Below are 14,979 nucleotides of genomic sequence, written 5' to 3' on the forward strand. Positions count from 1 at the left end.
TAGACGCGTCCCGTTGATGGAGGCAGCATCTTACGCGTCCTTCCAGTCGAAAAATCCTGCAGGTGCCTGATCGAGAAGCTTGCGTGCGATATCGACCCCCAGTTCTTCGGCATCCGACAGGCTGGCACGGCCCTCGGCGCGCAGGCATTCGGACCCGTCGGGACGCAGGATCTCGCCACGCATCCAGATCTCGGACCCCTCGATCAGCGCAAGACCCGCAATCGGCGTCTCGCAGGAGCCATCAAGAGTGGCGAGGAAGGCGCGCTCGGCATTCAGGCGCTGCTCGGTAGGAATATCGTGGATGGGCGACAGGAGCATGGCCGCACGCTCGTCACCCGTCCGGCGTTCGATCCCGATGGCCCCTTGGGCCACGGCGGGCAGCATCTCTTCGGGGTCGATGGCACCCGAGGCCAGCTCGGTCATGCCCAGACGGTTGAGGCCCGCCATCGCGAGGAAGGTGGCCTCTGCCACCCCATCGGCGAGCTTCTGGCGGCGCGTCTGCACATTGCCGCGGAACTCGACGAGCTTTAGATCGGGACGGCGATAAAGGAGCTGCGCACGGCGGCGCAGGCTCGACGTGCCCACGACAGCGCCCTCGGGCAGATCCCCGATACCGGCGGCCTTCAGAGACACGAAGGCATCGCGCACATCCTCGCGCGGCAGATAGGTGTCGAGGATCAGCCCTTCGGGCTGGACCGTCGGCATGTCCTTCATCGAGTGGATCGCGATATCGATCCGCCCCTCCAGCATCGCCTCCTCGATCTCCTTCGTGAAGAGGCCCTTGTTGCCGATCTCCTTGAGCGGCTTGTCGGAGGCGATCATCGCGCGGTCATCGCCGGTCGTCTTGATCACCACCACCTCGAAGGCGGCTTCGGGGAGGTCATGCGCCGCCATCAGGCGGGCACGGGTTTCATAGGCCTGAGCCAGTGCCAGCGGGCTGCCGCGGGTGCCAAGCTTCAAGGGCTGATCGGGAGAGGGCATCTGTGTCATGGCCATAGCCTTAGCCCCGCGCGTGCGCCCTTGCAAGAAGGCCCATGACAAAAGCCACTCGGGCTTTGAGCACAGCGCATAGCTTGACACGAACCCCCACAGCTTGTTCTAGAGAGCGCAACCAAGGAGTGACGAGATGGCCGACAAAACGATCCTGCGCGCCCTACGCGGCGAGCGCCTGCCCACCCCCCCGATCTGGATGATGCGGCAGGCAGGGCGTTACCTGCCGGAATACCGCGCCACCCGCGCCAAGGCGGGCGATTTCCTGTCGCTGTGCTACAACCCCGAACTGGCCGCCGAGGTTACGCTCCAGCCGATCCGCCGTTACGGGTTCGATGCGGCGATCCTGTTTGCCGATATTCTTCTTTTGCCGCAGGCGCTTGGCGCGGATCTGTGGTTTGTCACCGGCGAAGGCCCGCGGCTCTCGACGATTACCGGCCCCGAGGGGCTGCGCGGGCTGAAGACCCGTGACGATATCCACGAGGTGCTGAACCCCGTTTACGAGACGGTGAAAATCCTGTCGCAGGAACTGCCCAAGGAAACCACGCTGATCGGCTTTGCCGGTGCGCCATGGACGGTGGCCACCTATATGGTCGCCGGTCGCGGCACGCCCGATCAGGGCCCCGCGCATAAGCTGAAAGACGAGGACCGCGCCACATTTGCCGCCCTGATCGACCTGCTGACCGATGCGACCATCGAATATCTGTCCAAGCAGGTCGAGGCCGGTGCCGAGGTTGTGAAGCTCTTCGACAGCTGGGCAGGCTCGCTCAAGGACGCGGATTTCGAGGAGTTCGCCGTCAAGCCCGCCGCCCGCATCACCAAAGAGATGAAGGCCCGCTTCCCCGGCCTGCCGGTCATCGCCTTCCCGCGCGAAGCGGGCGAGGGCTATATCGGATTCCACCAGAAAACCGGTGCCGATTGCGTGGCCATCGACAATTCGGTCAGCCCCGAATGGGCGGCAGAGCATGTGCAGGTCTCGGGCTGCGTGCAGGGCAATCTGGCCTCGCGCCATATGGTCACCGGCGGTCAGGCATTGGTCGAGGAGACCCGCCACGTGGTCGAGGCTTTCCGCAACGGCCCGCATATCTTCAATCTGGGCCATGGCATCACCCCCGATGCCGATCCCGAGAATGTAGCCCTGATGATCGAGACCGTGCGCAGCATGTAAGAAACGCTCTTTAACGCGGGGGGAACCTTTTGGGCGTTCATGCGTCTAGCTTTCAATGTATTTGAAAGGATGATTGCGATGAAACTCGTGAAAATGACCCCTGCGATTGCCGTTCTCGCCCTGCTCGCCGCCTGCGGCCATAACGCGACCGAGCGCGCGGCGACCGGCGGTCTGGGCGGCGCATTGGTGGCAGGCCCTGCAGGCGCCGTGGTCGGCGGCACCGTGGGTGCAGCCACCGCGAACTGAAGCCACCACGCTCAGGACATGGAAAAACCCGCAACCGGAAGGCTGCGGGTTTTTCTTTTACAGGACGCCAGGGCTCAGCGGCGGCGGTCGCGGCGCGAGCTCATCGGCTGGAAGGCCACACCCACATGCGCCTCGCAATAGGGTTTGCCCGATTGGGTCGGCAGGCCGCAGAACCAGAAATCATCGGTCGCCGGATCGCCGATCGGCCATTTGCAGGTGCGCTCGGTCAGCTCCATCAGGGTGAGCTTCTTGGCATGTTTCTCGATCTCGCCTACGCGGGCCAGCGCCTCGGGACTGATCTCGTTGGCCGAGGGCTGCGGCGGGAGCGGCTGGCCTGCGGGAATGATCTGGCGGCGCATCGGCGCGGCCACGACCTCGTCAGCCGCCTCATCCGTGACGGGCTCTGCCTCTGGCTTGGGCGCGGGCTCGGGCGCGGGACGCGCGGCAGCCGCCGGAGCGGCGGGCTTGGGCGCGGGGCGTGCCGGTGCGGCAGCGGCGGGTTTCGGCTCGGGTTTCGGCTCCGGCGCGGGTTTCGCGGCAGGCGCTGCGGCGGCAGGGGCCGCGGCCTCGCTGGCGGCCGTGCGGTTCGAAAGGCCGAGACGGTGAACTTTGCCGATCACGGCGTTACGGGTCACCCCACCCAGTTCCTTTGCGATCTGGCTGGCAGACTGGCCCTCGGACCACATCTTTTTCAGAGTTTCGACGCGTTCATCGGTCCAGGACATGGGTTTCCTTTCGCTGTTCCGGTCCGGACGGGCCCGAGGCTGCCCAAGGGTTTTCCGGCTCCGGAAGTTCAAGAGCCATGGATTTACCCCGCCATAGCCCCTTTTTCAAGATGCCAGAGCACGAGAAGCTGTGTTCTTGTGCAGATGCCGGACGCAGTGTGCCTTAGTTGCCCGAATGCCCTTTGGCCACTAGGTAGTGCACCGACGCAAAATGCCCGCCTGCGGGCGCGCGGCAGACGCAGGCAGGCCTATTGGATGAAGGACGACGACACAGATGAGCGCACAGGCAAAGAGCGAGATGGGCGTCAGACGCTTCGGGCGCGTGAACTGGCTGGGTCTCTACAGCCTTGCCCATCGCGAGAACCGCCGCTTCATGTCGGTCTGGCAGCAGACTGTTCTGGCTCCGCTGATCACGGCAGGGCTGTTTCTGGTGGTGTTCGCGCTGGCCTTCGGCAAGGGACGCGCCGATGTGATGGGGGTGCCCTTCCTCGCCTTCCTCGCGCCGGGTATCCTTATGATGACGGTAATCCAGAACGCCTTCGCCAATACCTCCTCCTCGCTTGTGGTGGCCAAGATTCAGGGCAACATCGTGGATACGCTGATGCCGCCGCTGGCCCCGTGGGAGCTTCTGGTGGGCTTTCTGGCGGGTGCAATCGGCCGGTCGCTGCTTGTCGCGGCGGTGATCAGCGCGGGACTGTTTGTCTCTATCGGTCAGGGGATCGCGCATCCGCTCTGGGCACTTTTATTTGTGGTGCTGGGTGCCATGCTGATGGGGGGCCTGGGCCTTCTGGCCGCGATCATCGCCAATAAGTTCGACCAGATGGCGGCCTTCACCAATTTCGTCATCACGCCGCTCTCCTTCCTGTCGGGCACCTTCTATTCGGTCGAGGCCCTGCCCCCGTTCTTTCAGGCGCTCTCGCACTGGAACCCCGTCTTTTTCCTAATCGACGGCGCGCGCTACGGCTTCATCGGGGCATCGGATGCCTCGCCTTTGCAGGGCGTGGGGGTCATCGCGCTCTGGCTCTGCATCGTGCTGGGACTGGCATGGTACTGGTTCCGCGTGGGGTTCCGGCTGAAATCCTGAGCCGGATGACGAATCCAGATTTACAACGATGCGATCCGCGGCTAATTGGCGGGGCATGATCACAGGTTTTGACCATATCTCGCCTATCCGACGTCGCTGATTAGCGCCGATCCGCCCCGTGGCGGGTGATCTGACGTGGCCAATTGCCACACCCCTTCCTAAAACAGCTTTCAATCGGCCCCAGCCTTGACACCCCTCGGGGTTCGTCGCACCAAATGGGCCTTCCCTTATGGAGTTTGCACCATGATACCGTCCGTCCTGCCCACCTATAACCGCGCACCGCTGGCCTTCACCCGCGGATCGGGAAGCTGGCTCGAGACGGAGGATGGCAGCCGATATCTGGATATGGGCGCCGGTATCGCGGTGAATGTGCTGGGCCATGCCGCGCCGGAACTGGTCGAGGCGCTGACCGATCAGGCGCAGAAACTGTGGCATGTGTCGAACCTCTACCAGATCCCGCTGCAACAGAAGCTGGCGGATATGCTGGTTGATAACAGCTTTGCCGATACGGTCTTCTTTACCAACTCGGGCACCGAGGCTGCCGAGCTGGCCATCAAGATGGCGCGCAAATACTGGTATTCCAAAGGCGTGGACCGGACCGAGATCATCACCTTCGATGGCGCCTTCCATGGCCGCTCGACCGGTGCGATCTCGGCTGTGCCCCATGCCGAGAAGATGGTGAAGGGCTTTGGCCCCCTGCTGCCCGGTTTCACGCAGATCGCCTGGGGCGATCTGGATCTCATCAAATCGACCATCACCGACAAGACCGCCGCGATCTGGATCGAGCCCGTGCAGGGCGAGGGCGGCATCCGCCCGCTGCCCGAGGCGGATATGAAGGCATTGCGCGCGCTGTGTGACGAGACCGGCATCCTGTTGATCTTCGATGAGGTTCAATGTGGCGTGGCGCGGACCGGCAAGCTCTTTGCGCATGAATGGTCGGGAGTGACCCCCGATATCATGATGATGGCCAAGGGCATCGGCGGTGGTTTCCCGCTGGGCGGTGTGCTGGCCACCGAGGAGGCCGCCTCCGGCATGGTCGCGGGCACCCATGGCTCCACCTATGGCGGCAACCCGCTGGGCTGCGCGATCGGCGCCAAAGTCATCGAGATCGTCAATGATCCGGCCTTCCTCGATGCGGTCAACGCCAAGGCGGGCTTCATGCGCCAGAAGCTCGAAGGGCTCGTGGCCACCCATCCCGATATCTTCGAGGAGGTGCGCGGCATGGGCCTGATGCTGGGCCTGAAATGCAAGGTGCCCTGCGGCGATGTGGTGCAGGCGGCCTACGCCCAGCATCTGCTGAGCGTGCCCGCAGGCGATAATGTGCTGCGCCTGCTGCCCGCACTGAATATCTCGGAAGAGGATCTGAGCGAGGCGGTGAACCGTCTGGACCGCGCCGCCCAGAGCCTCGAGGCCAAAAGCAACTGACCCGAAAGACCCCGAGCCTTTCGGGAGACAGAAAGCAAGACCGATGAACCATTTCCTTGATATCCATAAAACCTCGCAGGCCGATCTCCGGGCCATGATCGATCAGGCGCGCGCCATGAAGGATGCCCGCCGCGGCCAGCCCAAGGGTATGGCCGATGCGGAAAAGCCGCTGGATGGCCATATGGTCGCGCTGATCTTCGAGAAACCCTCGACGCGGACCCGCGTGAGCTTCGATGTAGGGGTGCGCCAGATGGGCGGGCAGACGCTCGTGCTGTCGGGCTCGGACATGCAGCTTGGCCATGGCGAGACGATTGCCGATACCGCCCGTGTGCTGTCGCGCTATGTGGACCTGATCATGATCCGCACCTTCGAGGAAGAGACCCTTCTGGAGATGGCAGAATATGCCACCGTGCCGGTGATCAACGGCCTGACCAACCGCACCCATCCCTGCCAGATCATGGCCGATATCATGACCTTCGAGGAGCATCGCGGGCCGATCAAGGGCAAGAAGGTGGTCTGGTCGGGCGACGGCAACAATGTCTGCGCCTCCTTCATGCATGCGGCAGGCCAGTTCGGCTTCGATTTCACTTTTACCGGCCCGCAAACGCTCGACCCCGAGCGCGAGTGGGTCGATTTCGCGCGCAATATGGGCGTGAAATGCGAGATCGAGCGCGATCCGGTGAAGGCCGTCGAGGGGGCCGATCTGATCGTGACCGATACATGGGTCTCGATGCATGACCCCGAATCGGCCAAGGAGCGCCGCCATAACCAGCTGCGCCCCTATCAGGTCAACGCGGAGCTGATGAAACACGCCAATCCCGATGCGCTCTTCATGCATTGCCTGCCCGCGCATCGCAATGACGAGGCCACCAGCGAGATCATGGACGGGCCGCATTCGGTGATCTTCGACGAGGCCGAGAACCGCCTGCATGCGCAAAAGGCCGTCATGCGCTACTGCTTGGGCAAGTAAACCGGCCCCCGAATAAACCGGCCTTCGGGCAAAGGACTTGCAGCATGCCCCCTCAAGGGAGTATCTGCAGCACAACAAAGGGCGGGCCTTGGCTCGCCCTTCGCATTAGCCACCATGACACGGGAAGCGACATGAGCCAGAACCCTCCGAACCTGCGGCCCGACCTTGCGCCCCGTATCCGCGTGGACGAGCCCGCACGCCCCGGCCAGCCGAAGATCGGCATGGTCAGCCTCGGCTGCCCCAAGGCGCTGGTGGATAGCGAGCGGATCCTGACCCGCCTGCGCGCCGAAGGCTATGCCATCAGCCCCGACTATACGGGCGCCGAAGCGGTCATCGTGAATACCTGCGGCTTTCTGGACAGCGCCAAGGCGGAAAGCCTTGAGGCCATTGGCGAGGCGCTGAAGGAAAACGGCAAGGTGATTGTCACCGGCTGTCTGGGCGCCGAGCCCGACTATATTACCGGCGTGCATCCCAAGGTGCTGGCAGTGACCGGCCCGCAGCAATTCGAGCAGGTGCTCGATGCCGTGCATGGCGCGGTCCCGCCCTCGCCCGACCCGTTCATCGACCTGATGCCCGCCCAGGGCGTGAAGCTGACCCCGCGCCATTACAGCTATCTCAAGATCTCCGAGGGCTGTAACCACAAGTGCAAATTCTGCATCATCCCCGATATGCGTGGGCGTCTGGCCTCGCGTCCGGCGCATGCGATCCTGCGCGAGACCGAGAAACTTCTGGAGGCAGGTGTGCGCGAGATCCTGATGATCTCTCAGGATACCTCGGCCTATGGTCTGGACCGCAAGCATGACCTGAGCCCATGGAAAGGCGGCGAGGTCCGCGCCCATATCACCGACCTGACCCGCGAGATGGGCAAGATGGTGAAGGACGCCGATGCGTGGCTGCGTCTGCATTATGTCTACCCCTATCCGCATGTGCGTGACCTGATCCCGCTGATGGCGGAGGGACTGGCCCTGCCCTATCTGGATATCCCCTTCCAGCATGCGCATCCCGATGTGCTCAAACGCATGGCGCGGCCCGCGGCCTCGGCCAAGACGCTGGACGAAATCGCCGCATGGCGGGCGGATTGCCCCGAGATCGTGCTGCGTTCGACCTTTATCGTGGGCTATCCCGGCGAGACGGAAGAGGAGTTCCAGTATCTGCTGGACTGGATGGACGAGGCAAAACTCGACCGTGTCGGCTGCTTCCAGTATGAAAACGTGGATGGGGCACGCTCGAACGATCTGCCCGACCATGTGGATGCGGAGGTCAAGCAGGACCGCTGGAACCGCTTCATGGAGAAGGCGCAGGAGATCTCCGAGGCCAAACTTCAGGCCAAGGTCGGCACACTGCAACAGGTGATCGTGGACGAGATCGACGAAGAGGGCGCCACCTGCCGCACCCGCGCCGACGCGCCCGAGATCGACGGCAACCTGTTTATCGACGAGGGCTTCGAGGCCCTGAGCGTGGGCGATATGGTCACCGTCGAGGTGGACGAGGCCTCCGATTACGACCTCTGGGGGCGGCTCGTCTGAGCCCCCTCAAAGCTGCCCTTCGGTGTCGATATGCACGGTCTCGCCGCAATGTTTGCAATGGACGGCATCGGCATCATGCAGCTTCAGCCCGCAGGTCGGGCATTCATACCGCACCTTGACGGGCCGGAACAGCACCTGCGCCAGCCGCAGGAAGAGCGTCACGCCAAAGATCATGATCGCGACCGAGATCATCCGTCCCCACTCGCCTTTGGGGGTGATATCGCCAAAGCCGGTCGTGGTCAGCGTCGTCACGGTGAAATAGAGCGCATCGGCATAGTTGTTGATCTGGTCGTTGACCTTTTCCTGCGTGACATAGATGAGCCCCGTCATCACAAACAGGAACACCGCAAGATTGATCGCGGCCAGCAGCACATCCTGATGCTTGCGGAAAAACGGCCAGTCCTGCCTGAGCCGCGAGAGCGTCTGGTAGGCGTGGAGCAGGCGTAGCGTGCGCAAGACCCGCAGGAAGCCCAACCCCTCCCCCGCCAGCGGCACGAGAAAGGACACCATCGCCACCAGATCGGCCAGTGTCGCGGTCTGGGTCCAGAACCTCCATTTTCGCGGAGCAATGGCGAAACGGGCCACAAAATCGGCGACGATCACCACACCGATCCCGATATCCAGAAGGGTGACAATCATCGTGCGCTCGATGAAGGAGGTCGCGATCACAAAGACCACCGTGGCGATATCGAAGGCAAGCAGAGTATAGCGGAAGCGATGGGCGCGGTCGCTATCGCCGTCATAGAGAGTGCGGAGGGTATCGAGCATCAGACAGGCCTATTGGTTGTGGCCCCAGTCATAGGGGATTTCCACAGCGGCTTTAAGGTTTAATCTGATCTAGCGGCCCTGTGCCGAAAGGCACGGATTTCAGGAATTCTGGTCGGTCGCGGCAGGTTGGGCATCCTGCGCCTCTTCGGCAAAATCGAGCGTCTTGAGGTCACGGGTAACGAATTCCATCCCGCCTGCCTTAAGGATCGCAGCGATCTGCGCATTGCGCGTCGCATCCTGCGCCATGACAGGGCCGGACAAGGTCACAGCGAATGTGGCCAGAACAGAAGATAGCACCAGCATTTTCATTGCAGACCCTTTCATATCAACAACTTGAAATAAACCAATCAGTTCAAACTGTCATAAAACTGATATATGCCTACCAGCCCTAAAAGGGAACCAAAGCGCGCTTAGAAACACTGTGCTGGCTTGCACAGCAGATGGGCAACGATGCGCATTATGGCCAATCAGGCGGCAGGCACCCGATTTATTCGCCCGATAATTCATCACACGGAAAAGTCGGCCTGCATATTGCAGGCCGACTTGAAACATCAACCGTCACAGATGCTTATTTATAGTTGTGTTGCGCGGTGATAAGGCCAGAGTCGCCATTGCCCACAACATTCGACATCATCAGGTTCAGTTGGGCATCGGTATAGTCGGCAGGGTTGACGCCAAGCTGGGCGGCGATCTGCGCCTTGCCCGGGGTTACGACACCTTTGGCACCCGGAACCATACGGTTATCATGGGCCTCGACGAAGGCCACGTTCTGCATGTTGTCACTGCGCAGCGCCGTGCTGACCGCCTCGAGTTCCCCCGTGGTGTAATTGCCCGGGTTCAGGCCGAGTTGCGCGGCAAGCTGTGCCGTGCCGGGGTTCACATCGGCCGGATGCTCGACCGCACGATCCTCGTGGTTGATGTAGTATCGAGCAGTGGTCACATCCCCGTTGCGCAGAGCGGTGTTGATCTGGCGGGCCTCGCTGTCGCTGTATTGCGACGCGTCGATCCCGTTACGGGCAAGCATCGGGTAGTTCAGCGGCGCGGCGGACGCCACACCGGCAGTTGCAGTCAGACCAATCAGGGCGGCGGCGGCAAATTTCGAAAGTTTCATAGCATTTCTCCAGTTTTCCTAGAGATCTCGGTCATTGGCTGAGTCATGTGGCTATGCCGGCCGGGGTCTCGTTCAGTTCATGAGGTTGATATAAACGTTCGGATCGTAAGTTAAACGCAGTTAGTTAGCAGGCTAATGTGCGAAAACGCACCTTGACTCTTATAAGCCTGCTAACTACTTCGGTGCGCTTGCCCTCTTTTATCAAACGCCATTTCAGACTAGAAAGGCCGCCAAACCTGCCTCGAACCAAAGGGAATTCGCATGGCCTCCTACCAATTCGTCTACCATATGGATGGTGTCTCGAAGACCTATCCCGGTGGCAAGAAATGCTTTGAAAACATCCGCCTCAACTTCCTGCCCGGTGTGAAAATCGGTGTGGTCGGCGTCAACGGCGCGGGTAAATCCACGCTGCTGAAGATTATGGCCGGCATGGATAAGGACTTCCAGGGCGAAGCCTGGGCCGCGAAAGGAGCCAAGGTCGGCTACCTCGCGCAGGAGCCCGAGCTGAACGAAGAGAAGACCGTGCGCGAGAACGTGATGGAAGGCGTGGCCGCCAAAACCGCCAAGCTCGAGCGCTATAACGAGCTGGCGATGAACTATTCGGACGAGACCGCCGATGAAATGGCCCAGCTGCAGGACGAGATCGACGCGGAGAACCTGTGGGATATCGACAGTCAGGTCGATATCGCGCTCGAAGCCCTGCGCTGCCCGCCCGATGATGCCAATGTGTCGACCCTTTCGGGCGGTGAACGCCGCCGTGTGGCGCTGTGCAAGCTGCTCTTGGAAGCGCCCGATATGCTGCTGCTCGACGAGCCGACCAACCACCTCGATGCCGAAACCATCGCGTGGCTGCAAAAGCACCTGATCGAATACAAGGGCACCATCCTCTGCGTGACCCACGACCGTTACTTCCTCGACGATATCACCTCGTGGATCCTCGAGCTGGAACGCGGCCGCGGCATTCCGTGGGAAGGCAACTACTCGAGCTGGCTCGAGCAGAAAGCCAAGCGCATGGAGCAGGAAGCCCGCGAGGACAAGGCCAAGCAGAAGGTCCTCGAGAAAGAGCTCGAATGGATCCGCGCCGGTGCCAAGGCCCGTCAGGCGAAATCCAAGGCGCGTATCGCAGCCTACGAGAAAATGGCCGACGAGGGCGTCAAGGACCGTGTGGGCAAGGCGCAGATCGTCATCCCGAACGGCCCGCGTCTGGGCGGCAAGGTCTTCGAGGTCGAGAACCTGACCAAAGCCATGGGCGACAAGCTCCTGATCGAGAACCTGTCCTTCTCGCTGCCGCCGGGCGGCATCATGGGCGTCATCGGTCCGAACGGCGCAGGTAAATCCACGCTGATCAAGATGCTGACCGGCAATGAACAACCCGACGAGGGCACGATCAAGGTCGGCGAGACCGTGAAACTGTCCTATGTGGACCAGTCGCGCGATGCGCTCGACCCCAACAAGAACGTCTGGGAAGAGATCTCCGAGGGTGCCGAGATGATCGTGCTGGGCGATGCGCAGATCGCCTCGCGCGCCTATTGCGGGGCGTTCAACTTCAAAGGCGCCGACCAGCAGAAGAAAGTGGGCCTCTTGTCGGGCGGGGAACGTAACCGCGTCCACATGGCCAAGCTGCTGAAATCGGGCGGCAATGTGCTTCTGCTCGACGAACCGACCAACGACCTCGACGTGGAAACGCTGCAGGCGCTGGAAGCGGCTATCGAGGATTTTGCGGGTTCGGCCGTGATCATCTCGCACGACCGCTTCTTCCTTGACCGTCTGTGCACGCATATCCTCGCCTTCGAGGGCGAAGGCCATGTCGAGTTCTTCGAGGGCAACTTCGAGGATTACGAGGCCGACAAGATCCGCCGTCTCGGCCCCGATGCCACCGAGCCCAAGCGCGTGAAACACAAGAAGTTCAGCCGTTAAGCTTTACGGGTTTCACGAACCATGCCACAAACCTCCGCAAATCAATGCGGAGGTTTTCTTTTGGCGAGGGCCAAAAGAAAAGGCGGCCCGCATGGACCGCCCTCCCCTGACCATAGGCTCCCGAAAATCAGAAGCGGTAGCTCACACCGGCTTTGATCTGGTGCAGATCGGCTTCGACATTCCCCTCGGTATTGTCGATATCGCCGAAATCCGTGTAGGCGTATTCGCCATAGGCCGACCATTTGTCGTTGATCAGATACTCGCCACCCAGACCGATGGTCACGCCGTCAAGATCCTCTTCCTCGCTGCCCAGACCATCGACCGAGGCTTCAAGCTTACCCCAGCTATAGCCAAGCAGGCCGTAGGCCATGAACTTATCGTTGAACGCATAACCTGCGCGCGCGAAGATCGTGGCGACATTCTTGATCTCGAAATCCACATCTTCGCCAACAAACGCGTCATAGCCGTTCGCGAGACCCGATTTGTATTTGCCGAAGTTGTATTCGCCACCCAGTCCGAGCACCGTCTGGCCGAATTGCCAATCATAGCCTGCGCGCAGGGCAGCGCTTGCCCCATCGGGCTCGGCCAGAGTTTTGTCAGCGCCGAAAGCCTCCAGCAGGTCGCCGAGATCACCGGTCGCGTCAATGGATGCCGAACCATAGTTCACATTGCCACCGACATAGGCCCCCGACCAGTCAACGACCGGTGCGACAACGGCCGTGGCCACCGGAGCGGCCTCGACGACGGGGGTCGTATAGCCGCCAGCAAAAGCGACGGTCGAGGACAGGGCCAGCGCGGCACCACCAATAATAACATATTTCATTCAAACTCTCCCAAGCCTGCTCCAAACCAGCAGGCCATCGCCCGATAACCGCAATCTATAAAAAGAGAAGATACCCCCACAAAAGGCTTATCATCCTGTGCTCGAAATGTCGCAATATTCAATCTCCGGCTGTGCAGGGACGGGCGCGGCAAAGCGGCGGGGCGGGCGTTACGGCTCTGTCCCGCCACCCGATGGCCGTGATCCACTCTGGACGCAGCCGCTCCGATTTGCGATAAGCCCGCCAACATGGCGGGATAAGGAGTGGCTGCAATGGCGTTTCGGCAAAGGCACCTTCTGGGGATCGAGCATCTCTCTCAGGAAGATATTCTGACCGTATTGGATCTGGCCGAGAAATATGTCGACCTGAACCGCCGCACGGTGAAGAAGACCGACGCGCTCGCCGGCATGACCCAGATCAACATGTTCTTCGAGAACTCGACCCGCACGCAGGCAAGCTTCGAGCTGGCCGGAAAACGTCTGGGTGCGGATGTGATGAACATGTCGATGCAGACCTCCTCGGTGAAAAAGGGCGAGACCCTGATCGATACCGCGCTGACGCTCAACGCGATGCATCCCGATCTGCTGGTCGTGCGCCACCAGAATTCGGGCGCGGTGGACCTTCTGGCGCAGAAGGTCGAATGCGCGGTGCTCAACGCGGGCGATGGCAAGCATGAACACCCGACACAGGCGCTTCTGGATGCGCTGACCATCCGCCGCGAGAAAGGCCGCATCTCGCGGCTGACCGTGGCCATCTGTGGCGATGTCACCCATAGCCGCGTGGCACGCTCGAACATGATCCTGCTGGGCAAGATGGAAAACCGTGTGCGTCTTGTAGGTCCGCCGACCCTGATGCCCGCAGGCGTGGCCGATCTGGGTGTCGAGGTCTGTGACGACATGCGTCAGGGACTGCAGGATGCCGATGTGGTCATGATGCTGCGGCTCCAGAAAGAGCGGATGGATGGCGGCTTCATCCCGTCGGAGCGCGAATATTTCCACCGCTACGGGCTCGATGCCGAGAAGCTCTCCTATGCCAAGCCCGATGCCATTGTCATGCATCCCGGCCCCATGAACCGTGGCGTCGAGATCGACGGCACCATCGCTGATGATATCAACCGCTCGGTCATTCAAGAACAGGTCGAGATGGGCGTGGCCGTGCGTCAGGCCTGCATGGACCTTCTGGCACGTAACCTGCGCGCCGAGCGGGGCCGTGCGCTTAGTGAAGGCACCTATGCCTGACACGCCCGATACGAGCCCTGACGAGACGCCCCTTGCCGCGTTCCGCGCGGATCGGCGGCGCTTTTTCTCGATCCAGATCTTCTGGGTGCTGACCACGCTCGCAGTGGCGCTGTTTGTCGGCAACCTGATCACCTCGGGCCAGAATCTTCTGGCGCTGATGGGGGTCGTGCTGATCGCGCAGGTTTTTGCGGTGACGATGGGCTATCGTCGGGTGTTTTCCGTGACATGGTATCTGACCGACCGGCGGCTGATCGGTCCGCGCGGGCGCTCGCTCCTGCTTCTGGAAATCCAGAAGCTGATCCCGTTTCTGGGCGATGTGCAGATCATCAATAATGATGGTCGCCGCTTCCGCATCGAGCATCTGGCCGATGCGAAAGAAGCCATCGCGCAGATCGAGGCCGCCCGCCAGAGGCGGGATGCCGCGCAATGAGCCCGATCCCGCGCATAACCACACCGCATTCGCGGCTGCATGCCCCGTGGAGCGGCCGGATTCCCACCGATGAGGCCGTGCTCTGGCAGGGGATGCGCATGGGATCGGTGCTGCATAACACGGCGCGGGGTCCAGCCGTGCTGCTGGCGATCGCGGTGCTCTGGACGGCCTTCTTTGCCACCACCCAGCGCGATCTGGAAGTGCCCGTGGTGTTCTCGGCGCTCGCGCTCGTCTGGCTGATCGGGCAAATCATCGCCATCCGCCGCAACCCGCATGCCGAGCGCTATCTGCTGACCGACCGTGCGGCCTATATTGCCACCGGCCCCGCCACAAATGCCAAGCTCTCGCGCTTCTCGCTCTTTGTCGATGACGATGCCGGGCGGCTTGATGACAATGACCCGCATTCGGTGCAGATCGGCACACGCCAGCGCCGCCCGCAATCCATGCGCATGGACGACATGCCCGTCCATGACGCCGTTCCCGCCTATTTCCACGATATTGCAGACGCTGAAAAAGTCTCCGACCTGATCCGCCAGATCCGGGCAGGCCACAGCCAGTGA

16 protein-coding genes are annotated in these 14,979 nt (G+C 61.6%); 10 read left to right on the forward strand and 6 right to left on the reverse strand.

Annotation, left to right across the window (positions count from 1 at the left end; all coding sequences use genetic code 11):
* Positions 1–30 precede the first annotated feature (30 nt).
* Positions 31–996, reverse strand: a complete 966-nt coding sequence (hemC, locus tag VSX56_RS08680; RefSeq protein WP_434096019.1) for a hydroxymethylbilane synthase — start codon at positions 994–996, stop codon at positions 31–33.
* A gap of 130 nt (positions 997–1,126) precedes the next feature.
* Here hemC and hemE point away from each other — a divergent pair, with 130 nt between their 5' ends.
* Positions 1,127–2,158: a uroporphyrinogen decarboxylase gene (gene hemE / locus VSX56_RS08685; protein ID WP_350936436.1), complete on the forward strand. Its 1,032-nt coding sequence runs from the start codon at positions 1,127–1,129 to the stop codon at positions 2,156–2,158.
* A 78-nt stretch (positions 2,159–2,236) separates the two neighbouring features.
* Entirely contained in the window at positions 2,237–2,404 is a 168-nt protein-coding gene (locus VSX56_RS08690; RefSeq protein WP_339114161.1) for a hypothetical protein, read from the forward strand.
* A 74-nt stretch (positions 2,405–2,478) separates the two neighbouring features.
* Here the strand turns inward: VSX56_RS08690 and VSX56_RS08695 are convergent, their stop codons facing one another.
* Complete coding sequence (locus VSX56_RS08695) at positions 2,479–3,129, reverse strand: GcrA family cell cycle regulator (RefSeq protein ID WP_339114160.1); 651 nt, start codon at positions 3,127–3,129, stop codon at positions 2,479–2,481.
* A gap of 274 nt (positions 3,130–3,403) precedes the next feature.
* Here VSX56_RS08695 and VSX56_RS08700 point away from each other — a divergent pair, with 274 nt between their 5' ends.
* The 4 genes from VSX56_RS08700 to rimO all read left to right on the forward strand — a co-directional run bounded on the left by VSX56_RS08700 (position 3,404) and on the right by rimO (position 8,134).
* Entirely contained in the window at positions 3,404–4,213 is an 810-nt protein-coding gene (locus VSX56_RS08700) for an ABC transporter permease (protein ID WP_339114159.1), read from the forward strand.
* A 243-nt stretch (positions 4,214–4,456) separates the two neighbouring features.
* Complete coding sequence (locus VSX56_RS08705; protein WP_350936439.1) at positions 4,457–5,638, forward strand: aspartate aminotransferase family protein; 1,182 nt, start codon at positions 4,457–4,459, stop codon at positions 5,636–5,638.
* Positions 5,639–5,681: 43 nt separating this feature from the next.
* On the forward strand, positions 5,682–6,608 hold the full coding sequence (gene argF / locus VSX56_RS08710) for an ornithine carbamoyltransferase (RefSeq protein WP_339114157.1): 927 nt from the start codon (positions 5,682–5,684) through the stop codon (positions 6,606–6,608).
* A 131-nt stretch (positions 6,609–6,739) separates the two neighbouring features.
* Positions 6,740–8,134: a 30S ribosomal protein S12 methylthiotransferase RimO gene (rimO, locus tag VSX56_RS08715; RefSeq protein WP_350936442.1), complete on the forward strand. Its 1,395-nt coding sequence runs from the start codon at positions 6,740–6,742 to the stop codon at positions 8,132–8,134.
* Between the two features lie 6 nt (positions 8,135–8,140).
* On the opposite strand, the gene VSX56_RS08720 is transcribed toward rimO, so the two are convergent.
* From VSX56_RS08720 to VSX56_RS08730, 3 genes are all read right to left on the reverse strand, one after another.
* Entirely contained in the window at positions 8,141–8,902 is a 762-nt protein-coding gene (locus tag VSX56_RS08720) for an ion channel (protein ID WP_339114155.1), read from the reverse strand.
* 99 nt (positions 8,903–9,001) lie between these two features.
* Entirely contained in the window at positions 9,002–9,211 is a 210-nt protein-coding gene (locus VSX56_RS08725; RefSeq protein ID WP_350936445.1) for a hypothetical protein, read from the reverse strand.
* A 259-nt stretch (positions 9,212–9,470) separates the two neighbouring features.
* Positions 9,471–10,013 carry a hypothetical protein gene (locus VSX56_RS08730; protein WP_339114153.1) on the reverse strand — a complete coding sequence of 181 codons (543 nt, stop codon included), beginning with the start codon at positions 10,011–10,013 and terminating at the stop codon, positions 9,471–9,473.
* 261 nt (positions 10,014–10,274) lie between these two features.
* On the opposite strand from VSX56_RS08730, the gene ettA reads away from it, so the two are divergent.
* Positions 10,275–11,930 carry an energy-dependent translational throttle protein EttA gene (gene ettA, locus VSX56_RS08735; RefSeq protein WP_350936448.1) on the forward strand — a complete coding sequence of 552 codons (1,656 nt, stop codon included), beginning with the start codon at positions 10,275–10,277 and terminating at the stop codon, positions 11,928–11,930.
* A 127-nt stretch (positions 11,931–12,057) separates the two neighbouring features.
* Here the strand turns inward: ettA and VSX56_RS08740 are convergent, their stop codons facing one another.
* Positions 12,058–12,753, reverse strand: a complete 696-nt coding sequence (locus tag VSX56_RS08740) for an outer membrane protein (protein ID WP_350936450.1) — start codon at positions 12,751–12,753, stop codon at positions 12,058–12,060.
* 270 nt (positions 12,754–13,023) lie between these two features.
* Between VSX56_RS08740 and VSX56_RS08745 the strand changes: the two genes are divergently transcribed.
* The 3 genes from VSX56_RS08745 to VSX56_RS08755 are packed head-to-tail and all read left to right on the forward strand — an operon-like array spanning position 13,024 to position 14,979.
* Positions 13,024–13,989 carry an aspartate carbamoyltransferase catalytic subunit gene (locus VSX56_RS08745; protein WP_350936452.1) on the forward strand — a complete coding sequence of 322 codons (966 nt, stop codon included), beginning with the start codon at positions 13,024–13,026 and terminating at the stop codon, positions 13,987–13,989.
* Positions 13,982–14,419, forward strand: coding sequence for a hypothetical protein (locus VSX56_RS08750; protein WP_350936454.1), 438 nt, complete (start codon positions 13,982–13,984; stop codon positions 14,417–14,419). Before VSX56_RS08745 ends, VSX56_RS08750 begins: the two co-directional genes overlap by 8 nt.
* A complete protein-coding gene (locus VSX56_RS08755; protein ID WP_350936456.1) occupies positions 14,416–14,979 on the forward strand; it encodes a hypothetical protein in 564 nt (187 codons plus the stop codon). Before VSX56_RS08750 ends, VSX56_RS08755 begins: the two co-directional genes overlap by 4 nt.

Origin of the sequence: Thioclava kandeliae (assembly GCF_040297545.1) — a bacterium.
Classification (GTDB): domain Bacteria; phylum Pseudomonadota; class Alphaproteobacteria; order Rhodobacterales; family Rhodobacteraceae; genus Thioclava; species Thioclava kandeliae.